This is a genomic window from Curvibacter cyanobacteriorum, from assembly GCF_028649475.1.
Lineage (GTDB): Bacteria > Pseudomonadota > Gammaproteobacteria > Burkholderiales > Burkholderiaceae_C > Curvibacter > Curvibacter cyanobacteriorum.
Genome location: NZ_JAQSIP010000012.1, coordinates 22,069 through 44,590 on the forward strand (window position 1 = coordinate 22,069; position 22,522 = coordinate 44,590).

Annotated in this window: 13 protein-coding genes; 6 read left to right on the forward strand and 7 right to left on the reverse strand. The window is 62.3% G+C overall.

Going from position 1 to position 22,522, the window contains the following annotated elements; all coding sequences use genetic code 11:
- The first annotated feature begins 3 nt into the window (after positions 1-3).
- From PSQ40_RS19435 to PSQ40_RS19445, 3 genes are all read left to right on the forward strand, one after another.
- The gene (locus PSQ40_RS19435; protein WP_273953541.1) at positions 4-372 is read left to right on the forward strand and encodes a hypothetical protein; all 369 of its coding nucleotides are present in this window, start codon (positions 4-6) and stop codon (positions 370-372) included.
- Positions 372-7,571: a LamG-like jellyroll fold domain-containing protein gene (locus tag PSQ40_RS19440; protein ID WP_273953542.1), complete on the forward strand. Its 7,200-nt coding sequence runs from the start codon at positions 372-374 to the stop codon at positions 7,569-7,571. Before PSQ40_RS19435 ends, PSQ40_RS19440 begins: the two co-directional genes overlap by 1 nt.
- Before the next feature lie 185 nt (positions 7,572-7,756).
- Positions 7,757-9,760, forward strand: a complete 2,004-nt coding sequence (locus PSQ40_RS19445) for a methyl-accepting chemotaxis protein (RefSeq protein WP_273953543.1) — start codon at positions 7,757-7,759, stop codon at positions 9,758-9,760.
- Positions 9,761-10,095: 335 nt separating this feature from the next.
- Here the strand turns inward: PSQ40_RS19445 and PSQ40_RS19450 are convergent, their stop codons facing one another.
- From PSQ40_RS19450 to PSQ40_RS19465, 4 genes are all read right to left on the reverse strand, one after another.
- Positions 10,096-11,688 carry an ATP-binding response regulator gene (locus tag PSQ40_RS19450; protein WP_273953544.1) on the reverse strand — a complete coding sequence of 531 codons (1,593 nt, stop codon included), beginning with the start codon at positions 11,686-11,688 and terminating at the stop codon, positions 10,096-10,098.
- A gap of 7 nt (positions 11,689-11,695) precedes the next feature.
- Complete coding sequence (locus tag PSQ40_RS19455; protein ID WP_273953545.1) at positions 11,696-12,151, reverse strand: hypothetical protein; 456 nt, start codon at positions 12,149-12,151, stop codon at positions 11,696-11,698.
- Positions 12,152-12,522: 371 nt separating this feature from the next.
- On the reverse strand, positions 12,523-12,999 hold the full coding sequence (locus PSQ40_RS19460; RefSeq protein WP_273953546.1) for a cache domain-containing protein: 477 nt from the start codon (positions 12,997-12,999) through the stop codon (positions 12,523-12,525).
- Positions 13,000-13,143: 144 nt separating this feature from the next.
- Positions 13,144-14,715: a methyl-accepting chemotaxis protein gene (locus tag PSQ40_RS19465; protein WP_273953547.1), complete on the reverse strand. Its 1,572-nt coding sequence runs from the start codon at positions 14,713-14,715 to the stop codon at positions 13,144-13,146.
- 535 nt (positions 14,716-15,250) lie between these two features.
- On the opposite strand from PSQ40_RS19465, the gene PSQ40_RS19470 reads away from it, so the two are divergent.
- The 3 genes from PSQ40_RS19470 to PSQ40_RS19480 all read left to right on the forward strand — a co-directional run bounded on the left by PSQ40_RS19470 (position 15,251) and on the right by PSQ40_RS19480 (position 19,393).
- Positions 15,251-16,147 carry a polyprenyl synthetase family protein gene (locus PSQ40_RS19470; RefSeq protein WP_273953548.1) on the forward strand — a complete coding sequence of 299 codons (897 nt, stop codon included), beginning with the start codon at positions 15,251-15,253 and terminating at the stop codon, positions 16,145-16,147.
- Positions 16,148-16,223: 76 nt separating this feature from the next.
- Positions 16,224-18,089, forward strand: a complete 1,866-nt coding sequence (gene dxs / locus PSQ40_RS19475) for a 1-deoxy-D-xylulose-5-phosphate synthase (protein ID WP_273953549.1) — start codon at positions 16,224-16,226, stop codon at positions 18,087-18,089.
- A 224-nt stretch (positions 18,090-18,313) separates the two neighbouring features.
- On the forward strand, positions 18,314-19,393 hold the full coding sequence (locus tag PSQ40_RS19480; protein WP_273953550.1) for a TRAP transporter substrate-binding protein: 1,080 nt from the start codon (positions 18,314-18,316) through the stop codon (positions 19,391-19,393).
- Positions 19,394-19,586: 193 nt separating this feature from the next.
- Here PSQ40_RS19480 and PSQ40_RS19485 read toward each other — a convergent pair whose 3' ends face one another.
- From PSQ40_RS19485 to PSQ40_RS19495, 3 genes are all read right to left on the reverse strand, one after another.
- Positions 19,587-20,096 (reverse strand): hypothetical protein, encoded by a 510-nt coding sequence (locus tag PSQ40_RS19485; RefSeq protein WP_273953551.1) that lies wholly within the window; start codon positions 20,094-20,096, stop codon positions 19,587-19,589.
- Positions 20,097-20,200: 104 nt separating this feature from the next.
- Positions 20,201-21,712 (reverse strand): TRAP transporter large permease, encoded by a 1,512-nt coding sequence (locus PSQ40_RS19490; RefSeq protein WP_273953552.1) that lies wholly within the window; start codon positions 21,710-21,712, stop codon positions 20,201-20,203.
- Positions 21,713-21,766: 54 nt separating this feature from the next.
- Positions 21,767-22,306 (reverse strand): TRAP transporter small permease subunit, encoded by a 540-nt coding sequence (locus PSQ40_RS19495; RefSeq protein ID WP_273953553.1) that lies wholly within the window; start codon positions 22,304-22,306, stop codon positions 21,767-21,769.
- Positions 22,307-22,522: the final 216 nt, after the last annotated feature.

Consider the following 22,522-nt stretch of genomic DNA (forward strand, 5'->3'; position numbering starts at 1 on the left):
GCCGTGTTCTTTCTGGTGGTTCTGTCGCTGTTGGCGGCAACGGCAACGTCCTTGGTGAACACGCAAAGCAGCACCTTGGCGCTGGATGCACGTGGCAGTCAAGCGTTGAAGGCCGCTCACGCTGGGCTGGATCTGTTGGCCTGGCAGGTTCTGCGGAATGGCGGTGCATGTCAGGGCAGCACCTTGGCTGCTGGCGCATTGCCGGGGGCATTGGCAGCTTTTGAATTGGTGCTGAGTTGCAGAGCCAACAGCGTCGCCGACGATGGCACGGGACGGGCCGTGACCGTGTATCAGTTGGTCGCACAGGCGCACACGGGCACCGTGGGACGTGATTATGTGGAGCGCCAGGTCAGTGGCGTGTTGGTACCGTGATGGCGCATAACTCAGGACTGGATCGCCTTGGCCGTTATCGGCTGCCGCTGATGGGGGGCTGCCGCCTGCTTGGCATCTGGCGTCAGGTGTGGTGGAGTCTCTTGCTGGGGCTGTTACTGGCCATTCTGTCCGCTGGGGCGAGGGCGGATGAAACCATCGTCGTCAACGCTTATGGCCAGGGCTCGGGCGGGGTTTGGCCGAACATGCAGGTCTGGGTCAATGGCATCAAGATCAGTGGCACCACAGACGTCACTGTGGGTGATGCAGCACCGCCCGAAGACAATGGTGCCGCGGTCTACAGCCCATTGACCGCCTACACGTTCACCGCGCCTACCAGCCCGGCGAGCCATCCCCATTTGGTGATTGATGTCGCGTTCACCAACGACGGCGCTTCAGGGGGACAGGACCGCAACCTTTTCATTGCGAGCGTGGAGGTTCGAGGTCAAATCTTAAAGGGCTCAGACCCGGCTGCGCTGCTGTTCAAGAGCACCTTGCCCGCCCAATTGCTGGATACCAACCGCACAGCGAATGCGACGGACATCGTCACAAACAACAAAGGCAACTTGTATTGGACCGGCACTCTGCGACTGTTCACCAAGAACAACCTGGTGGGCAGTTGCACTGGGGCCGCTTACCCGACGATCACGGCCGCGGTGGCCGCAGCCTCCCCGGGCGACGTGATTCCAATCTGCGCGGGCACTTACAACGAGGCGGTCGTCCTGGACAAAAGTCTGACGTTGACCACTGCTACCGGTGGCACAGATGTGACCGTGAACGGAGGGGCGTCGCCGGCTGTCACTTTGGCCGATGATGCGCGCCTGGCCAGTCTGTTGATCCTTAACCTCCGGCTGACATCGAACGTGCAGGGGCTTCATGCGCGCAGCAGCAATCATCCGCTTGCACTGATGTTGTCCCAAGTATCGGCCAACACGGTAGGCACGGCTTTTGATCTTCTCAACGCCAATCTCAGCGGCGTGATGGTGTCGCCTGGGACTGGCCGTCCGTCCGTGACGTCGACCAACGGAAGTGCATTTGTTTTCAACAGTACGCAGAGCTATGTCCTGTCATTGCGATACATGACGCTGACATCCAGGCAAACAGCACTCATCGTGAACGGCCCAGCCAATTCGAACAGCCGTCACCAGGTGAATAGTCTGGTCATTGACACCCGCAGTGGTACGGTCGCGCACGGCGTCGCGATCTACTCCGGTACGGTGGACATGTCTGATGTGACCGCGAAAACCTCAGGGGTTGGCGTGTTGTTGGGCGCGACTTCTGCACCCTATGCCTATTTCAACCGCCTGAGTCTTTACTCGGTGGGCAATGGCATTCAGATTGGCAGCGGTTATGGGGCCAGCGCCTTCAGCGATTTGCTGATCCAGACTTCCGGGTCGGGGTCCAGGGGAATCCAGTGCTATGCAGCGAACTATTTCGCTCGGCTGACCATCTCGACTGATGGAGATGCCATTTACACGGTACCTGATATCAGCTTGACGCAGACCTACCAGGACTTGGTGCTGAACTCGGCCAACGGCATGGGAATCCATGTGGCCAGCATGTCGGCCGGCACCGCCCTCAGTGCGGTCGCGATAGGTGGCAGTGGCGAGAGCCGGATCCGTATCCATGCGAAGACGATCGGCATTCATGTGAATGGTCGGGCCTCTGGTTCTCACACCCTGGATATCCATGGCGTCAGCATCACTGGAGCCCAGCAAGGCATCGTTACCGGGCCCAGTTTGCTGAGCAAAATCAGCTTGGGCGTGCAGGCTCCGGTCAACATCAGCACGCCAACTACCCTGGCAGGGGGCTGGGCACTGGACCTCAATGGCGGAAACACCGTGACAGTGCAGAACCTCAACGTCAATTCGATCAACGGGGGGGTGCGTTTGGGCAGTGCGGTCACTGGCGCAGTGGCGATCCAGGGCACCGCATTGGCACCCGTACAGATCGTGAGCTCTGGGGAGGGGAGTCATGCGATGCGACTGCAAAACAGCGGTAGCGTGGTGTTGGACTACCTGACTTTGCATGCCAACGCGGGCTTTGGTCTCCAGGTGGATGCCAGCACCGCGCTGACGCAACTGAGCAACTTTGACATCCAATCTCGTGGCGATGGGGTGTACGTCAGCAACCAGCCCAATGACTTGAGCCTCAGCAATGGCCAGGTGCGCGTGACTGGAGCGGGTGCAAATGGCATTTACTTGGCGGCGGGCAGTCAATGCAACCAAGCCAAACTGATCAATCAGGTCACCGCAACTGCAGGTGATGGCGGGATCGCTCTGTATGTGGGCTGCGCCAGTACCGCTCACGTCAGCGGTAGTTGCTTGCGAAATGGGGCCACGGGGCTGGGCTTCGGTGCAGGCAGTGGGCGCATCTCAGTGACCGGTACCGCCACCAGTGGGGCCAGTTACCTGGCACTGAGCGTGGCCAGCACCACGCCAGGGGGCACCGTGAGCGGCAGTTGCTTTGCAGCCAACAACGCGCCGGCGGCCCAGTCCACCAGTGGTCAGACCTTCAGCGGCAACTACTGGCAAGGCAACAGCGCCGCAGCCTACAGCAGCGGCAACATCAATGACAACAATGCCCTGGCCAACTGCCCCCTGGCGGCCAGCCAGTGCCCTGTGAGTGCCGGCACCACCCGTCTGCTGGCTGCTTACGACTTCGAGGAAAGCGCCGCCTGGACTGGCGCTGCGGGCGAGATTCGAGACACGGCCGCGTCAGCGGGAGGGCCTTACAACGGTCAGCTGTACGTGGTGGGGGGCGCCGGCACCGCACCCCTCAAAGCCAGCGCGTCACCAGCGCGACCGGGCAGTCCTGGCACTTGCAGCTACGCCCAGTTGCAGGCCGGGGGGGCCATCAGTCTGCCGAACCTGCCTGTCAATGTCAGCCCTGGCGCCAAGACCACCGTTTCCTTTTGGATGAAGTGGAATGGCGGCGATGCCATGCCCATGGGTTGGTACCAGTATGACCTTTGGTTCTACTCTGGGAGCTTTGGCTTCAACACCGGCGTCAGCGATGTGTACGGGGTATCGTCTTCTGGGTTCATCAACACTTGGCGTCATGTGGTGGCAGTGTTCACCAACGGTGATGTGACCCAGAACACTTTGTACATCGATGGTGTAGCGCAACCGTTATCTCAACGTCATGGTGCACCCCAGCAAGCCAGTGCTGTGGTCTCCAGCACCTTGCGCGTTGGGGGGTGGTCTGTCAACAATGGCTGGATCAAGTTTCCGGGCAGCGTGGACCAGGTGCGTATCTATGACGGGGCACTAAGTCCATCCCAGGTGATGGCGCTTTACAACGAGGCGCACAACTGTGGGGGGCAGTTGATTGCCCAGTACCGCTTTGAAGACAGCGCGGCCTACGCCGGCGTGGCGGGCGAGTTGGCTGATTCTGCTGGGCATGCTGGGGGCCCCTTCCACGGCAAAGCGATCGGTCAACCTTTGCCCAACTCAGGGGCCGCCTTGCCGGCGCGCACGGGCACCACGGGAACTTGTGGCTATGCCCGGCTCAGTGGACCTTTGACGGGCGGTGGGGCCTTTGAGGTGCGCGGCTTGCCAGTGTCAACGGCGGCGGGCGCCAAGACCAGTGTGGCTTTTTGGATGTACTGGGACGGAACCAGCGGCGTGCGCCCATTGGGTTGGGACAAATACGACCTGTGGCTGGCCGCTGGGGCTTTTGGTTTCAACACCAGCAACAACGATGTGCAAGGCATCGTGCCCACTGGATTGGAAAAGGCTTGGCATCACATCGTGGCGGTGTTCACCAATGGCGATGTGACTCAGAACGAACTCTACATTGATGGGGTTCAGCAAAGTCTTCGCGCCCTGCAGTCAGCGGCCAACCCCAGCAATGCGGTGGTGCAAGGCACGCTGCTGATGGGGGGCTGGGGCAGCAACAGCGATCACCGCTTCACGGGCTATCTCGACGAACTCAAGGTCTTCAACGGGGCCGTCTCCGCCGCCCAAGTGCTGAGCTTGTACAACGAAGTGCATGCCTGTGGTGGCACTGGACCGGTGGCCGAGTGGCGCATGGATGAGTTGACCTGGGCCTCGGGCGGTGAGGTGCAACTCAACGCATCTTGGTGGCGGGGTGATGTCGGCGCGGTGTTGGACAGTGGTCCCCATGGGCTGCATGGCACAGCCCAGCGCTATTCGGGGGGACGCTTGCCAACGCCGACACCCCATGGAAAGGTGTGCGGCGCTGGGGACTTCTCGGGGGCGTACAACCGTGTCAGCGTCGAAAACGATGTGACGGACCAGTTGAGTCATGCCGTCACCATCATGGCGTGGGCCAAGCAGCCTTCGGCGGCCACTTACAACTACATTTTCTCCAACAGCCGCGATTGCTGCGGCTCATACCGGGGGTTCAACCTGGCGGCCACCTACAGTTCGCGTTCTTATTTTCAACTCTGGACTGCTGACCAGGTGCTGCAAAATCTGAACTCGCCGTCGACCATGGCCCTCAACACTTGGGTGCATCTGGCTGCGACCTTTGATGGCACGACGATGCGGCTCTACCGTGACGGCAATCAGATCGGCAGCCGGGTGCTGTCGGCCACCACCATTGGCAACCCGGCGTCCTGGGGCGGGGTGATCGGTGCACTCGCCAACTGTCCCACCTGCGATGGCAATCTGCAAATCGATGAACTCAAGATCTGGAACCGAGTGCTTTCGGCCAGCGAGATCACTGTTATTTACAACCATGAGAACGCAGGCCTCAGTTGGGATGGCTCCACTCGCGATTGTGGCAATCAGGCGCCTATTTCTGATTGGCACTACGACGAGCATTACTGGACTGGTACCCCTCAGGAGGTCAAGGACAGCAGCCCTCAAGCCAACCATGCCCAGGCCTTCCAGGGGGCGTCGTCCAGTGCGGTTGGCAAGGTCTGCCGAGCCGGTAGCTTCAGTGGCGTCATGGGCGATGGCCTGCAAGATGGCGTGCAGGCGGGGATCCCGTTGAGTGGTTTGTCCAGCCAAGTGTTTTCGACCTCGATGTGGGTTCGATTCAACAGCTTGTCGAACGAGCAGTTGATGATGTACGTGGGCATCAGTGGTAGTGGCACCGCTACCAGCAACCGCTACTTCTACCTGTCCACCTTCCGCTCTGATGGCTTGGGTTGGGATGGGCTGCATTTTGGTGTTACTGGCCAAAGCGGCTCTTGGGGCCGCGCTGCAACGGTCAACGCCAGACTTTTCCAAACCGGAGTTTGGCAGCATGTGGTGACGGTCAATGACTTGCGCACCGGTCGTTTGACAGGCTACGTCGACGGGGTTCGGGTCTACGATGCCCTCACCCCAGCAGGCAGCATCCCAGGAACGCCTGCGGTGATTTATGTCGGCTACACCCCTGAGGGGGGGCGCATCACCAATGCGCTGTTTGACGAAGTTTTGATATTCAACGGTGCCATCAGTGCAGCCCAAGTGCAGGCCATCTACACCAACCAGGCTGCGGGCAAGAATTGGGACGGTAGCATTCGGGACTGTCCCAACACACCTGGGGTACCTGGCCTGCTCAATGCCTTTGATACAGGCACCGCAGCGGGCGCTGTCAGTGGCTACGTGACCACCAAGGTGGCGGGGAACTCGGTCACGGTCGATGTGGTCGCTCTCAACGCCCTCAAGACAGAGGTGGACACCAGCTTCAATCAGACCGTCAAGGTGGAGGTGATCGCCAACCCAGGTCTAGGCGTGGATGTGGACAACTACAACTGTCCTGTCAGCGGTACCGTACTCTCGACAACCCGGGTAGCGATCATCAATGGTCGCAGCAGCGTGACTTTGCCAGTCGTGGCGAACGCGTGGCGTGACGCGCGCATTCGCCTCAGTTTTCCGCCCACAGGCGCGGCCTCGGTCGTGACTTGCAGCAACGACAACTTCGCACTGCGACCCTGGGCACTGGGCTTTGTGGCGCGCGATGCAGATTGGCAAACCGCAGGAAATGCCCGTACGTTGGACGCCGCCACTGAGACCAGTGGCCCTGTCCACAAAGCGGGCCAGCCCTTCACCTTGATTGCCAGCGCGTACGACAGTGGTGGGGCTTTAAGCACCAATTACGCCGGCCTCCCGACAGTGGCGGTTGCGAACTGCCAATTGCCGGCCAGCGGCTGTGTCGGCGGGGTACTGCAAGCGGGGGCGTTCAGTGGCGGGGGAGGCACGGTCATTTCCAACACGGCAGTCCACTCCGAAGTGGGTGTCATTCAGGTTCAATTGCAGGACGACAGCTTCGCTCAGGTTGATGCCACTGATGGCAGCACATCGACCCAACGGACCGTCTATTCTCCCTTGGTCACAGTGGGGCGCTTTGTGCCTGATCATTTCAGCGTGTTGCCGGTCAGCGCCACCCCCGCCTGTACCTCCGGCAGCAATCCTTTCACCTACCTGGGGCAGGATGGATTGCTGACCGTCGCCACCCTGGTTGCCCAGAACGCCCAGGGACAAACCACCCGTAACTACACCGGCAGCCTGGCCCGGCTCGATCTGACGCAGTACAGCTTTCACGGCTTTGACGCGCTGAACCTGCCCAGCGGCAGTGTGCTGGGCAGCGGTGCGCAAGCACCCTCGGGCTTCTGGAGTCAGGGGGTGGCCTTCCAGGTCCAGTCCAACCATTTGATCAGCAAACCCGTCGCGGCGGTGGCACCGGCGTCGGTCACGGTGACGACCCGTCCGGTGGACCTGGATGGCGTCACCACCCCTGCTGCGGTCACCCTGGCCAGCGCCCAGCGCTATGTGTTTGGCCGCCTCAAGTTGGGCAATGCGTTTGGGGCCCCGAGCACCGACCTGGTTTTGCCGCTGTCCGCCCAGTATTGGGATGGCAGTCGTTTTGTGACCCACAGCGCCGACAACTGCACCGGCTTTGCGCGCAGCGCGGTGGGCTTTCGTAACTTCACCAGCGACCTCACCGCCGCGGAGACAGGGACCAGCCATTTGGTGGGCAGCAGTTGGCAGCTCAGCCAAGGTGTGGGCAGCTTGCGGGTGTCCCGTCCCAGCGGTGGCGACGGCAAGTACCGAGGCAGCAGCGATGTGTTCATCAATTTAGGCACCGACGCCGTGTGCAGCAATGGCAGCTCCACCGTGGCCCCTGGCTTGGGGCATTTGCAAGGCCGCTGGAGTTGGATTGGGGGCTTGTGCAGCAACCCGGTGGGGCGCATGACCTATGGGGCGGATCGCCAGCCGTGGGTGTTTCGGCGCGAGGTCTACTGAGTCGGATAGCTTGTAAAACCCTGGCCCCTATTCAGGTCGGTGTTTTGAAGACCTGGTTGGTTGATCGGCTTATTTCAATTAACAGGTCGTCATGCCGATTTGTGTTTATTAAAGGAATTTTGTGTGGCGACATCACGTTGTCATGCTGAACGGCTGAAATGAGATGGGGAGGAGTGTCAAGTATCATGCGTTTGAATCAAACCACTCGTGGGCAGGTATTCAGTCCAGCCAAAGCGGTGATCTGCCAAAACAGTTTTTTCTATCCCCATGGTTTTTGGGCGTTGGGCGTCAAAGTGATGCGGCGCCTGGATTTTAAAGCCAAGGCTTTGTCAATCAGTTGTGCCTTTTTGGTGCCGATTGTTTTTCTGTCTTGGGTCTTTCTTAAATTTGAACAGCAGCAAATCAGTTTCACGCGTCAGGAGCGACTGGGGGTTCAGACCTTTGGTACTTACGTTCCCATCATGCACGGCTTGCTGAAGGCCCGGAATGCGACCCGGGCTAGTTTGGGGGGATTGGATCGCAGCAAAGATTACCAGCAGGCACGTACTCAGGTGGACCAAGCACTGCGTGGCTTGGAGCAGGACATCGCTCAAAGCGATGACCCGTTGAACCTGCGCTCAGATGTGGCCGCGCTGAAGTCCGCCTGGGTCGACACGGCGGCTGTGCCTAACGGGGTCGACGCCCAGGGCCGTACCGTTTTTGGTCCGGTGGTCAAAGCAAGCATCCAGTTGTTGCGTCACATTGGTGATCGCTCCAATTTGGTACTGGACCCTGATTTGGACAGCTTCTACCTCACCAATACGCTGGTTCTGGCGCTGCCCCGGGTCATTGATGAGGTGGGACAACTCTGGGGATGGAGCAGCTACAGCGTGGCCAAGGGCGGCTTGACGGGAGAGGAGTACCGTCGCTACGCAGTTTGGGACGCGGGGGTTCTGCGTGGCTTGGACGATGCGGTGGGGTACCTCAATGTGGCTGCCGAGGCCCGTCCCAGTTTGTCGCAGGACCTCAACACCGACTTGTTGGCGAAAACCGAGACCTACCGCAGGCGGGTCTCTGATCCGTCCAAACTGACTGCCGCCGCGATGACCCCTGAAGAGGTCTATGACCTGGGCGAGAAGGCCCTCGATAACTTGGTGAGTTTTTATGAATCGGGTCTACCCACATTGGATGGCATTTTGGCGGAGCGTGAGCACCGGCTCAGCACCTTGCGTAGCTTGGCGCTGCTGGCCTTGCTGGTATTTTTGTCGATAGCCGCCTACTTGTTTTACAGCTTCTATCTGGTTACTCGGGGGGGCTTGCGGCTGATCAGTCAGCATCTCAACGAAATGGCCACCGGTGATCTGCGGCGTGCACCGGGCGAGCCCTGGGGGCGCGATGAGCCTGCCATGCTGATACGAGACCTTCGTCTAGCTTACGACTCACTGCGTGATCTGACCCAGAAGGTGGGCCGCTCTGCCGCCGAGCTGCACCATGCAGCCTCCCAAATATCGGACGCCAGCCTCGACTTGTCAGCCCGCACTGAGGTGTCGGCCGCCAGCCTGGAGGAACAGGCGGCGGTGATGGCGCAAATCAGCGTGGCAGGCCAGCACACTGCGGCCAGCGCCACCGAGGCTGCTCGTGTGGCGCAGCGCAACGCCGATGCCAGCCGCCAAGGGGGTGAGGTTATTTCCGCTGTCGTGGAAGTCATGAACAGCCTCAACAGTTCATCGAAACAAATCGAGGACATCATTGGCGTCATCGATGGCATTGCATTTCAGACCAATATTCTTGCTCTGAATGCTGCGGTGGAGGCGGCACGGGCCGGTGAACAGGGGCGTGGGTTTGCTGTCGTCGCCTCGGAAGTCAGAGCCTTGGCCCAGCGCAGTGCGTCAGCCGCCAAAGAAATCAAAAGTTTGATCACCTCCAATATGGAGCGGGCGGAACGCGGCGAAGCTGTGGTGCGAGAGGCCGGATCGAGCATGCAGGAGATTTTGGCTCAGGTCATCAGAATTCACGGTTTGGTTGGTGAAATTGCCGATACCGCGCAGGAGCAAGCGGCTGGGGTGGCGCAGGCCGGGCAGGCTATTCATAAATTAGATCAGGATACTCAGCAAAACGCAGCGATGGTCGAGCAAACCAGTGCGACAGCGAATCTGCTAAAAGACCAAGCTGATGCCTTGTTGGCTGAGGTGTCAAATTTCAAGTTGTAGTTGAAGTAGATTGACCTTCATCATCCGGGACGAAGTGAGTCGGGTGAAAATAGTTGGTAGATCAATAAAAAAGCAGCCCGCCTGGTTTCAAGGTGGTTTTGCAATGTCAGAGGAAAACATGCGGAAAGCTGATTGGTTCTGCCGCGCTGGGGAATTTTGTAGCGGTGCCAATGTGGGACTCGGTGAGTCAGCTGACAAAGCGGGTCACGCGTGGCAAAGTTGAACTCACCACTGTCAGCCTGGGGCAGCCCACGATTCGCTTTGTCGCTACCGGCTGCAGACGCTCTTGCAAATCAGGCCTACTGGGAGCCCATCGTCGTGCTGAGGCCGCGATCTCAGGGGGAACGCTCAGCGTTGTCCAGATGCGCCTCCAGTGCCTGCAGCAAGTCGGCCCGGCTGATGGGTTTGCTCAGGACCTCATTCATGCCGCTGTGCCGTAAATCTTGAATCACTCGGGGGTCGACTTGGCCCGTCAAGCCAATGATGGGCACCTGGCCCGTGCCGCCCTGATCGGCCCCGGGCAACTGCCGGATGGCGCGCGTGGTCTCTGCACCCGACCAGCGAGGCAGGCTGGCATCCATCAACACCAGATCAAAGGGGGCATCGCGCAGGTGCTGCCAGGCGCTTTGGCCATCGCTGCACAGAGTGGGTTGGGCCCCCACCTCGCGCAGCCACTGGGCGGTCATTTCATTGCTGTGGGCTGCGTCGTCTACCAGCAAAATGCGCTTGCCGATCAGGGCATCCCCCGAGCTATCCCGGGGCCGCGGGATGGAGTCTGTGGGGGCGTCGTGTTGCGTTGGGCGCTGCTCGGCCGCCGGTGCGAGTACAAGGCTGACCTCAAAGACAGCCCCGCCGGTCGGGGCGTTGTGTGCGGAGATTTTACCGTCCATCAAATGGCACAGGCGTTCGCACAACGTCAGACCAATGCCGAAGCTGCCTGCAGGTGAGCGCGGCACCTGGTGATGTGGCGGGTGGGCTGCGCTGGGTTGTCCGATGTAGAACCCTTCCGGTAAACCGACGCCAGAGTCTTGCACTCGCAGTCGCAGGTGCAGCCGCTTCGAAGGGGGGCCGACGGCATCGAGTTGAAGCTGCAGACTGATGACCCCTTCCGCGGTGAAGCGCAGAGCGTTGTCCAGTAGGTTCCTAGCGATTTGCAGGATTCGTTGTTTGTCGCCGTGCACTCTCGAGAAGGAGAGCTTCGGCTCAAAGATCAGTCTGGTGACTTGCCCCTGGAGGGTGCTTCGATAGCCTGACATCAGACTTTCAAAAGCCTCCAGCAAATCGAAGTCACGGCAGTGCAGCGAGAAGTCACCTCGCTGCAGGCGGGAGATATCGCCCATGTCGTGCGCGAGGTGGGTCAGGCTCTCTGCTGCCCGGCTCAAATGTTGTTGCCATCCAGGGACGGCCTTGTGATCGCCCGATGAGGACGACTGTCCCAGCAGACCCAGGATCACTTGCAGCGTGTTCTTGATCTCATGGGCCACTTCGAGCAAGAAGGGGGGGGAATGCAGGGTGGTATCAGGCAGGGACACGCTGGCTCTCTGCCGTGCAAACTCAAATGGATCAATCACCAGGGGGCTGATGCTGTGGATGACGATGTCCGTTTCGCGCCACTTTTTTGGGTGGCTGCGGCACGAGCCATAAAAGATCCTGTCTTCGTGCGATTTCAAGACCACCAACTCGTCGCCGTGGAAGTACCCAGGCATGTCCGAGAGGTTGACCTGTTGGCTGATGTTCTGGCCACCAAAGGTCACTTTGGACATCATCTCGCCCAGTTGGTGATCGCTCAAGTCGCGATCAGGCGAGATCAGCAACTTTCGACAGCGCTGGTTGGCGGCCAATACTTGCCCTTGTAGCGTGGTGATGAGCAGCAGGTCGCGCGAGTGTTCGTCAAAGACCGAAGCCAGCCACGCGGCATCATTTCTCATCGTCGCCTCAGCGCCCTCTGAAGATTTGCTGGGCCATGACCGGGCCCGCCGAGTACGCATGGTGCCAGCGCCCATGCCCCAGACAATCAATTGGTACGTTGGTCATCAATTGCAACCACTGTGTCACTTCCGAGGTCTCTTCAAAGATCTCCAGCATCTGGGGAGCCAATTCTTTGAGTCTGTGTGCCATCGGCCACACTTGGCTGTCATCGACCAGGATGGCCGAATAGATACGGGGGTTCATCATCCGGGCCGCTAAAAATCGCGAGGCGTAGCGCAGCAGGCCTTGATTGCTCAGGAGCTCGGTGTTGCAGTCACGCAGGTCCCGGATGGAAAACCGGAAGATACCGAAATCGGGGTGTTGGTGCAGTTCATCGAGCGAGCGGAAGAACTCGTCTTGGGTGACCAGGCCGGTGTATTTGGTGTAGGCCCCCAGCTTGAGCCATTGCATTTCATAAGCCATACGCAGCGCGTCCAGTGTCAGTAGGACACCATCACATTGAGGCAGAGTTTGGTACTTGTCAGATGTCGAGGCTGGGGCCATCCTGGCGGTTGAGTGCCAGCACACCATCCCTGTGCACCCATGCACCCATGCACCCATGCACCTGGGCCCATCGGGCAAACCCCATTGACTTAGGCCATGCCGGATTCTTCACTTTGATTCTATTTTGTTGATTTGACTTTTTGTTACCAAATCGAGCAAGGTGATATTTCAGCCATCGACCGTTGTGTGCACCCGACAAATGTGACACCCATGTCCATCTCAGGGGCAGAGCAGGCACTGACCATCGCTCCGTTCTGGAGCGGGTGAGATGGACCGGACCATCAGCTGTTTTACTTGTATACCCCCGACCCGACAAACATGTCGGCGCCCGGCACACGTTTGGCCACCAGCACCTTGGGCTGCACCTTCTTGGTCAGCGGGTTGGTGAATTCGGCCTCCACATGGGCCACGCCTTTGGCCTTGATCTGGGCGATCAGCTCCTTGATCTGGTAGATGCCGTTCGACGACTTCAGCTCGATCAGGTTCTTGCCGACCAGCTTGGGGTTGGCGCCCAGGGCCAGGCAGTTGCCTTCGAGGTCGTAGGCATAGATGTAGAGCTCGCCGTCGACAAAGGCGCCGTCGGGTTTGTTGAACTCGGCCAGGGCGGCGTCCTTGCCTTGGCTCTTGAGGGTGGCCAGGGCCTTGTCCACCAGGGCTTCGGCCTTGGACAGGGGGGTGGCCTGGGCGTGGGCCAGGTCGCTGCCAAAGGTGCACAGGGCCAACAGGGCGGCGCAGGCTTGGCGGCGGCGGATCGCGGAATTCAACATGGTGTTCCTTGGTTGGTGAAGGTCAGAAATGGACGGGGGCGCACCGGACGTGACGGCGCGTCAAACAAGAGCGAAACAGCGCATCACGCCTGCGCCAGGAAAGGACCGCAGCGCCACCGCCGGGGCGGTCGGCGCCCGGGGGGCTCAGGCCTGCATCAGCAGCGGTGTGTTGCGGGCGTCACCCGCGGTGCGGAACGCGCCCACGGTCTGCACCAGCAGCTCGGTCTGGTCTTGCAGGCCGCGCGAGTTGGCGCTGATCTGCTCGACCAGGGCCGCGTTCTGCTGGGTGTTGCTCTCGATCGACGCCACCGCGCGGTTCACCTCGCGGATGCCCACGCTCTGCTCGTCGGCCGAGCTGGCAATGGCGGTCACGGCGGCCGCCAGTTCACGGATGTCATTGACCAGGGTCTCGGTGCGCTCGCCGACCGAAGTCACCAGGGCACTGCCCTGGTCGACGTCGCTGCCCGCCTGACGGATCAGGTTGGAGATGTCTTTGGCGGCCACGGCGCTGCGCTGGGCCAGCGACCGCACTTCGGCCGCCACCACGGCAAAGCCCCGGCCCTGTTCGCCGGCGCGGGCCGCTTCGACCGCGGCGTTGAGCGCGAGGATGTTGGTTTGGAAGGCGATGCCATCGATCACGCTGGTGATCTCGCCGATCTTCTTGGACGAGGCCAGGATGGCGGCCATCGAGTCCACGATGCGGCTGACTTCGGTGCGGCTTTCCTCGGCGGCTTCGCGGGCGGTGTGGGCGCGCTGCGAGGCTTGGATGGCGCCTTGCGCCGCCTGGCTGACGCCATCGCTGAATTGTTGCACCGTGGCTGCAGTTTGCTGCAGCGCAGAGGCCGTGGCCTCGGTGCGCTGGGCCAGGTTGATGTTGCCTTGCGCAATCTCGGACGAGGACAGCGAGACCTCGGAGGCGACTTCGCGGATCCGGGACACCAGCACGCGCAGGTTGTCCGACGTGCCCGCCAGCGCATTCAGCAGGGCGCTCGATTCGTCTTCTTCGGCCACCCGGGTGACCGGCACGATCTCGCCCTGCGCCAGTCGGTTGGCCACGCCCAGCGCCGCCTGCAGTGGCGCGGTGATGCGGCGGGCCATCAGCAGGCTGATCGCCACGCAGGCCGCCAGGGCCAGCGCGGTCAAGCCCAAGCCGATGACCAGGCTGCGCTCGTAGGCCTGTTGTGAGGCGGCCATGGCGTCCTGGACCTGGGCTTTTTCGCTGCCGATCCAGGCTTGCACGTCGTCGTGCACCTTGCGGAACTCGTCGTCGGCCGCCTGCATGATCTGCGAGGCCGAGGCCATGTCGACATCGGCCATGTCCAGCGCCGACTTGACCTTCTTGAGGTAGCCCTCGATCTCCTGGGCGACCCGGGTGGCCTGCGCCTGGCCCGCGCTGTTCAGCGCCTCTGATTCGGCGGCCGCCTTCACGCTGCGGCGCGCCTGCGCCTGCAGGCTGCCGAGTTTGTCCAGCGCGCGGGCCTGAACCTTGTCGTCCACCTTGCCCATGATGAACATGAAGCGGTAGGCCTCGGCATGGGCCTGACCGATGTCTTGCAGCACGGTGTTGGCGTTTTGCAGGGTCAGGTTGCGCTGCCCCACGATGGCGGCGGTCGTCTCCTGTTGCGACTGCAGGGTCAGCCCTGCAAAAACCAGCAACATCAAGAGGGCGGCGAGTGCCACGGCCGGTGAGAGCAGTACTTTTTGCCTGATTTTCATGGGTCGGGTGAGCGGTTGGGGAAGGGATGCAGTGGTCTGCGAGAGCGCGAACCCGGTGGTCACTGGGTTGGTTTTCATCCTATCGGGGCTGACCCAGGGTTATCCCCATGTCGGTGCGTGGTGCAGCGGTTTATTGACCGAGATCAATCAAAAAGCCGCCCCTCGAGGCTTTGGCGCCACCCAGGCTGCCCGAGCCGACCCTGCGGCGCGCAGGGCTCGGTCCGGCGACCCGCGAGGCGGGGGGCAGCAGACCGCTCTGCATGCCAGTTCGCCCGGTGGTCGACTTAGTCCCTGGCGCATGGCGGGGGCTCGTCGGACCCGGGGCTGTCGCACTTGTCTGGTGCTCAGGCTGCCTTCAGGGGTCGCAACGGCCTAGAATTCAGGGTTTGCCCGTCTTAAGCGATCGCCCAATGCCCAACGCGCCCCATTTCTGTCCTGATCCTGTTTCGCCAGTCCGTGACGTCGTCACGCGGACCGCGTGTGGGCTGTTTGTCGAGGGGGCGGGTCGGTCGGGTTCGCTGGCTGGAGCGGGCGCATGAGCGCGCAGGCGTTTGATTTCCGGGCCTGGAGCTCGGCCCACCTGGCGACGGTGGAGAACGCCTTGTCGACCTGGGTGGGGCAGGATGCGCCGGCCGATCTGGGCCAGGCCATGCGCTATGCGGTGCTCGACGGCGGCAAGCGACTGCGTCCCCTGCTGGTGCTGGCCGCCCAGGAGGCGGTCCAGGGCCTGCCCCAGGCGGGCCTGCGGGCCGCTTGCTCGGTCGAATTGATCCACGCCTATTCGCTGGTGCACGACGACATGCCCTGCATGGACAACGATGTGCTGCGCCGTGGCAAGCCCACCGTCCATGTGGCCTACGGCGAAGCCAGTGCCTTGCTGGCCGGCGATGCCCTGCAGGCCTTGGCGTTTGAGTTGTTGACGCCCGACGACGGCAGCGTGCCCGATGCCATGCAGGCGGTGCTGTGCCGTCTGCTGGCCCGTGCGGCCGGCAGCGAGGGCATGGCCGGCGGCCAGGCGATCGACCTGGCCAGCGTCGGCAAAGCGCTGGACGAGGTGCAACTGCGCCGCATGCACCGCCTCAAGACCGGTGCCTTGCTGCAGGGCAGTGTGTTGATGGGCGCCGCTTGCGGCCAGACTGACGCGAGCGCCTGGCAGGCGCTGAAGGATTACGGCGCTGCGCTGGGCTTGGCCTTCCAGGTGGTGGACGACATCCTCGACGTGGTGGCCGATTCGGCCACCTTGGGCAAGACCGCGGGCAAAGACGCTGCGCAGGACAAGCCTACTTATGTGTCCCTGTTGGGCCTGGACCGGTCGCGGGCTTATGCTGGCGAACTGTTGGACCAGGCCATGGCGGCCCTGCAAGCCAGCCGCCTGAGCAACACGGTCGCCCTGGCGGCCCTGGCCCACATGGTGGTGAACCGCTCCAACTGACCCAGAACACCGAGCCTTCCGTGCAGCTGCCCCCGGGGCAGCGGGCGATGCAGGCTCTCTTTTGAATAGCAATCCGATGCAATTCCCCAGCTACCCCTTGCTGCAGAAGGTCAACGATCCCGCTGATTTGCGGCGTTTGTCGCGTGCTGAGCTCACGCAGTTGTCCGCCGAGTTGCGGGCTTATGTGATCGACAGTGTCTCCAAGACCGGTGGCCACTTGAGCTCCAACCTGGGCACCGTGGAGCTGACCGTGGCTTTGCACGCCGTGTTCAACACGCCCCACGACCGCCTGGTCTGGGACGTGGGCCACCAGACCTACCCGCACAAGATCCTGACCGGCCGGCGTGACCGCATGCCGACCCTGCGCCAGTTGGGCGGGCTGTCGGGTTTCCCGCAGCGCGCCGAAAGCCCCTACGACACCTTCGGTACGGCGCATTCGTCGACCAGCATCTCGGCCGCCCTGGGCATGGCCCTGGCCGCGCGTCAGAAGGGCGAGGACCGCCACGCGGTGGCCATCATTGGCGATGGCGCCATGAGCGCGGGCATGGCCTTTGAAGCCTTGAACAACGCCGGCGTGCAGCAGGACTGCAAGCTGCTGGTGGTGCTCAACGACAACGACATGTCGATCAGCCCGCCGGTGGGCGCGCTCAACCGCTACCTGGCCCAGCTGATGAGCGGCCAGTTCTATGCCGCGGCCAAGGACCTGGGCAAGTCGGTGCTGAAGCCCTTGCCCCCCTTGTTCGAGCTGGCCAAACGCCTCGAAGAGCAGGCCAAGGGCATGGTGGTGCCGGCCACGCTGTTCGAGAAGTTCGGCTTCAATTACGTGGGGCCGATCGACGGCCATGACCTCGATTCGCTGATCCCGACGCTGGAGAACCTCAAGCACCTCAAGGGGCCGCAGTTCCTGCACGTGGTGACCAAGAAGGGCCAGGGCTACAAGCTCGCCGAGGCCGACCCGGTGGCCTACCACGGCCCGGGCAAGTTCGACCCCGCCGTGGGCCTGCAAAAGCCGGCTACGCCGCCCAAGCAGACCTTCACCCAGGTGTTCGGCCAATGGCTGTGCGACCAGGCCGCGGCCGACATCCGCCTGGTGGGCATCACGCCCGCCATGCGCGAGGGCTCGGGCATGGTCGAGTTCGAAAAGCGCTTTCCGGGGCGCTACCACGACGTGGGCATTGCCGAGCAGCACGCGGTCACCTTTGCCGCGGGCCTGGCCTGCGAAGGCTTGAAGCCCGTGGTGGCGATTTACTCCACCTTCTTGCAGCGGGCCTATGACCAACTGATCCACGATGTGGCCCTGCAGAACCTGCCGGTGGTGTTTGCGCTCGACCGCGCTGGCCTGGTGGGCGCCGATGGTGCCACCCACGCTGGGGCCTACGACATCCCGTTTTTGCGCTGCATTCCCCAGGTCAGCGTGGCCTGCCCCGCCGACGAAGCCGAATGCCGTCAGCTGCTCAGCACGGCCTATGCCCAGAACCACCCCGTGGCGGTGCGCTACCCCCGGGGCTCCGGGGTGGGCACGGTGCCGGGCAACGACCTGCAGACCCTGCCCTTCGGCAAGGGGGCGTTGCGCCGCGAAGGCCAGCGCATCGCCATCCTGGCCTTTGGCACCTTGCTGTACCCGGCCTTGCAGGCCGCCGAGGCGCTGAACGCCACGGTGGTCAACATGCGGTGGGCCAAGCCGCTGGACACCGAGCTGTTGCTCGAGGTGGCCGCGCGCCACGAAGCCCTGGTGACGATCGAAGAAGGCGCCGTCATGGGCGGTGCAGGCTCGGCCGTGCTGGAGGCCTTGCAGGCCGCGGGCCTGCCGCGACCGGTGCTGCAACTGGGCCTGCGCGACGAGTTCATCGAGCATGGCGACCCAGCCAAACTGCTGCAACTTCAGGGTCTGGACGCAGCGGGCATCGAGCAATCGGTGCGTGCGCGTTTTCCGGCCCCTTGATGGGCCTTCCCCGCGGGGGATTTTTGCCCGCACGGTGGGTCAATCCGGTGTAAATTGGACTTTCCTTGCAGAACCCTGAAGTCTTCCCGGTGACAGCGGTTTTCGCAGGGTAAACCCGGGCCTTTGGGGCTGGGGGCCTTTCTACAATCCGGGTTCTCTAGGCAGTCGCCAGGGCGTGCAGCCCGGTGTCTGTCGGTCAATCACCTATATCGGAGTCACTGTCCATGGATCGTCGTTCAATCATCAAACAGGCGGGTATTGCTGGGGTTTTGGCCGCGGGTGCGGCACCCGCCGTGCACGCTCAGGCGGCTGTGCGCTGGCGCCTGGCTTCCAGCTTCCCCAAGTCGCTGGACACGATTTATGGCGCCGCCGAAGTCTTTGCCAAGAAGGTCAAAGAACTGTCGGGTGGCAAGTTTGAAATCTCGGTTCACGCCGGTGGCGAACTGATGCCCCCGCTGGGCGTGGTGGACGGCGTGCAGCAAGGCTCCGTCGAGATGTGCCACACCGTGCCGTACTACTACTTCGGCAAGAACGAAGCCTTTGCGATTGGCGCTGCCATTCCCTTCGGCATGAACTCGCGCCAGATGACCGCGTGGATGATGCACGGCAACGGCCGCAAGCTGATGAACGAGTTCTACGCCAAGTACAACATCGTCAGCTTCGCTGGCGGCAACACCGGCGCCCAGATGGGTGGCTGGTTCCGCAAGGAAATCAAGACCCCGGCCGACATCAAGGGCCTGAAGTTCCGCGTGGGTGGCTTTGCTGGCCGCGTGATCGAACGCATGGGCGGCGTGCCGCAAAACATCCCTGGTGGCGAAATCTACCAAGCGCTCGAAAAGGGCACCATCGACGCCGCCGAGTGGGTGGGCCCGTACGACGACCAGAAGCTGGGCTTCAACAAGGTCGCCCCGTACTACTACTACCCGGGCTGGTGGGAAGGTGGTCCGGAAGTGGACTTCTTCATCAACAACAAGGCGTTCGACACCCTGTCGCCTGAGAACAAGGCCATCATCGAAGCCGCTTCGGCCTATGCCCACGTCGACATGCAAGCCAAGTACGACGCGCTGAACCCGACCGCCCTGAAGCAACTGGTGGGTGCCAAGACCAAGGTCGTGTCCTTCCCCAAGGAAGTGCTGCAAGCCTCGTTCGACGCCTCGATGGCCATCTACGCCGAACTCGAAGCCAAGAACCCGGACTGGAAGAAGATCTACTCCGACTACCGCACCTTCCAAAAGGACCAGATCCTCTGGTTCCGCTTCGCCGAAGCCCGCTTCGACAGCTTCATGCAAACCGCCAAGCTGTGAAGCCTGCCTGCGGGCCTCAAGAAAAAACGCGCCTCTGGCGCGTTTTTTTTCGTCCCTGCTGAACGGGCCTGCGCCGAGCATCTGGACGCGTCCTGGGGCCGTGCAGGGCGCTTGTGGCGGCCCCTGGTGGGGCAAGGCCCAGGCGGTGGGCTTAGGGGCGGCTGGGCGGCGCGGCGGGGCTCAGAGGCGGGGCTCAGAGGCGCCGGAAGCTCGCCAGCTCGGCGATCAGGCGCTCGCACTCGGCGCGCACCTCGGGGGAGGCCACGTAGAACACCGCGAACTTGCCGCTCAGGGTGCGCACGTACAGGCGCGGTGCGATCAGCCATTCGAGCCCGCGCACGCGGATGAACTTGGCGAACGCCAGGTCCGCCAGGGGCATGACCTTGTCGCCGGCCCATTGCTGGTGCAGGCGGGTGGCATCGAGGCGGGTGCGGCTGCGCACAATGAACCAGGCCAGGCAGGTGATCATCAACTGGGCGGCCACAAACCACAGCCCAGCCGAGCGGCTGTGGATCTCGGGCTGGTTGGTGATCCACAACTGGGCCAGCCAGGCGCCGCAGCCCACGGCCATCAGCACCGCCAGGCATTTGACCAGCACCGGGAAGGCAGGCCCCTCCACGCTGCCGCCCTGGGGGCTGAACACAAAGGGGGGCGGGCCCATGCGGGGCAGCTCGGGGGCGGGGGGCGCGGTGGGTTCGGTCATCGCAAGGCACTCCAAAAGGGATCAGCGCTGGGGCTCAAAAGAAACAGCCCCTGGGGGCAGGGGCTGTGCAGGGGGATGCGCAGGCCGCCATGGCGGCCCGGCGATCATTTGCTGGCGGGCTTCTCTTCCGAAGGCTTGAACATTTCTTCCAGCTTCTTCTGTTCGGCATCCGCATCGTCTTCGGGCTTGGCTTCCTCTTCGTCGGCCGGTACCTCGATGGTCACCTTGTTGACGTCGATCACGGCTTCCTTAGGGATGAACATCGTCACCGTTTGCGGCACGAAGATCACCACCGCCACCAGCACCAACTGCATGATCACCCAAGGGATCGAGCCCATGTAGATGTCCGAGGACTTGATCGGGTTCTTGATGCGGCCTTCCTTGAACAGCGTGTCCGAAATCCCGCGCAGGTAGAACAGCGCGAACCCAAACGGCGGGTGCATGAAGCTGGTCTGCATGTTCACGCACAGCAGTACGCCGAACCACACCAGGTCGATGCCCAGCTTGTCGGCCACCGGGCCCAGCATCGGCAAGATGATGAAGGCGATCTCGAAAAAGTCCAGGAAGAACGCCAGGAAGAAGATGAAGATGTTGACCGCAATCAGGAAGCCGGTCTGGCCGCCAGGCAGGCCGCTGAGCAAGTGCTCGACCCACTTGGCGCCGTCCACGCCCTGGAACACCATCGAGAACACGCGTGCCCCGATCAGGATGAACACCACCATCGCGGTCAGGCGCATGGTGCCTTGCATGGCTTCCCAGATCAGCGAAGGCGACAGGCGCTTGTGCATGGCGGCCAGCACCATGGCCCCCACCACGCCCATGGCACCGGCTTCGGTCGGGGTGGCAATGGCGGTGTCGATGCCCGGCAGGCCGCCCATCGAGCCCAGCACGGCAAAGATCAGCACGGCCGACGGGATGATGCCGCGCAGGCACTTGGCCCACAGGGCCCAGCCCACCAGGGTGCGCGCTTCTTTGGGCACGCCCGGCACGTAGGACGGCTTGAACACGCTCAAGGCGAAGGTGTAGCCCGCAAAGATCAGCACCTGCAGGATCGAGGGGCCCCAGGCGCCCTTGTACATGTCGCCCACCGAGCGGCCCAGCTGGTCGGCCATCACGATCAGCACCAGCGACGGCGGCACCAGCTGCGTGATGGTGCCCGAGGCGGCCAGCACGCCGGTGGCGTAGCGCATGTTGTAGCCGTAGCGGATCATCACGGGCAGCGAGATCAGCGCCATGGCAATCACCTGGCCCGCCACGGTGCCGGTGATGGCGCCGAGGATGAAGCCCACGATGATCACCGAGTAGCCCAGGCCGCCGCGCACCGGGCCGAACAGCTGGCCCATCGAGTCCAGCATGTCTTCGGCCAGGCCGCACTTCTCAAGCAGGGCGCCCATGAAGGTGAAGAACGGGATCGCCAACAGCAGGTCGTTGGACAGGATGCCGAACATGTTGAGCGGCAGGTTGGACAGGTAGCTGGCGGGGAACCAGCCCTGGCTGATGGCAAAGAAGCCTGAGGCCAGGCCCAGGGCCGCCAGCGAGAAGGCGACCGGGAAGCCGATCAGCATGACCAGCACCAGCCCTCCAAACATGAAGGGCGCGAAGTTTTCCATGAGCATCTTGTGAGTCCTGAAATCCGGTGGAGTGAGAGGGTGGGGGAAGCGCCTGCGCGCTCACTGCACCGGTTTTTCGTATTGGAGGTTGAGTTCCAGGTCACCCGTCAGGAAGGCGACGCGCTTGATGATTTCCGACACCCCTTGCAGGAACATCAGGCCAAAGCCGGCCGGCAACAGCAGCATGGCGGGCCATCGGATCAGGCCCCCGGCGTTGCCCGACATTTCGTTGGTCAGGTACATCTTCATGAACAGCGGCCAGCTCAGGTAGGCCAGCAGGCCCATCACCGGCAGCAGGAACACCACCAGACCGAACAGGTCGACCCACACCGGGCCCTTGCCACGCAGCTTGCCGTAGATGATGTCGACGCGAACGTGCTCGTTGAACTTGAGCACCGCGGGGGCCCCCAGCATCACGGTGGCCGCGAAGAGGTACCACTGGATTTCAAGCCAGCCGTTGGAGCTGATGTCGAAGCCATAACGGATGAAGGCGTTGCCAGCCGAGATCAGAGCGGCCAGCAGCACCGTGACGGCGGCGGCGTACGACAAGCGCACACTGAGTCCGTCCACGAGCGCAGAGAGTTTGAGTAAGATTGACACGCGGTGTCTCCAGTCTTGGTGTTGGAGGCGTTTGCACAGTGACGGCAAGACGCCTTTGCAGCGGCTGCAAGGCTGCGAATGGTACTGCGCCCTCACTGAAAAAAGCCTGACTATCTGATTGCGGGTTTCCCCTAGGGTCGCCGGCTGTGGCGGGTCCGAGGTGCCGATGCCCTCCCTCTCAACCCGACGCACGCCCGTTTGTGCCCACACACAGGA

Bases quoted from the DNA above. Each gene is read 5' to 3' on its own strand.
- PSQ40_RS19440 (WP_273953542.1), top strand. From the start codon at position 372: ATGGCGCATAACTCAGGACTGGATCGCCTTGGCCGTTATCGGCTGCCG.
- PSQ40_RS19445 (WP_273953543.1), top strand. From the start codon at position 7,757: ATGCGTTTGAATCAAACCACTCGTGGGCAGGTATTCAGTCCAGCCAAA.
- PSQ40_RS19450 (WP_273953544.1), bottom strand. From the start codon at position 11,688: ATGAGAAATGATGCCGCGTGGCTGGCTTCGGTCTTTGACGAACACTCG.
- PSQ40_RS19455 (WP_273953545.1), bottom strand. From the start codon at position 12,151: ATGGCTTATGAAATGCAATGGCTCAAGCTGGGGGCCTACACCAAATAC.
- PSQ40_RS19460 (WP_273953546.1), bottom strand. From the start codon at position 12,999: ATGTTGAATTCCGCGATCCGCCGCCGCCAAGCCTGCGCCGCCCTGTTG.
- PSQ40_RS19465 (WP_273953547.1), bottom strand. From the start codon at position 14,715: ATGAAAATCAGGCAAAAAGTACTGCTCTCACCGGCCGTGGCACTCGCC.
- PSQ40_RS19470 (WP_273953548.1), top strand. From the start codon at position 15,251: ATGAGCGCGCAGGCGTTTGATTTCCGGGCCTGGAGCTCGGCCCACCTG.
- dxs (WP_273953549.1), top strand. From the start codon at position 16,224: ATGCAATTCCCCAGCTACCCCTTGCTGCAGAAGGTCAACGATCCCGCT.
- PSQ40_RS19480 (WP_273953550.1), top strand. From the start codon at position 18,314: ATGGATCGTCGTTCAATCATCAAACAGGCGGGTATTGCTGGGGTTTTG.
- PSQ40_RS19485 (WP_273953551.1), bottom strand. From the start codon at position 20,096: ATGACCGAACCCACCGCGCCCCCCGCCCCCGAGCTGCCCCGCATGGGC.
- PSQ40_RS19490 (WP_273953552.1), bottom strand. From the start codon at position 21,712: ATGCTCATGGAAAACTTCGCGCCCTTCATGTTTGGAGGGCTGGTGCTG.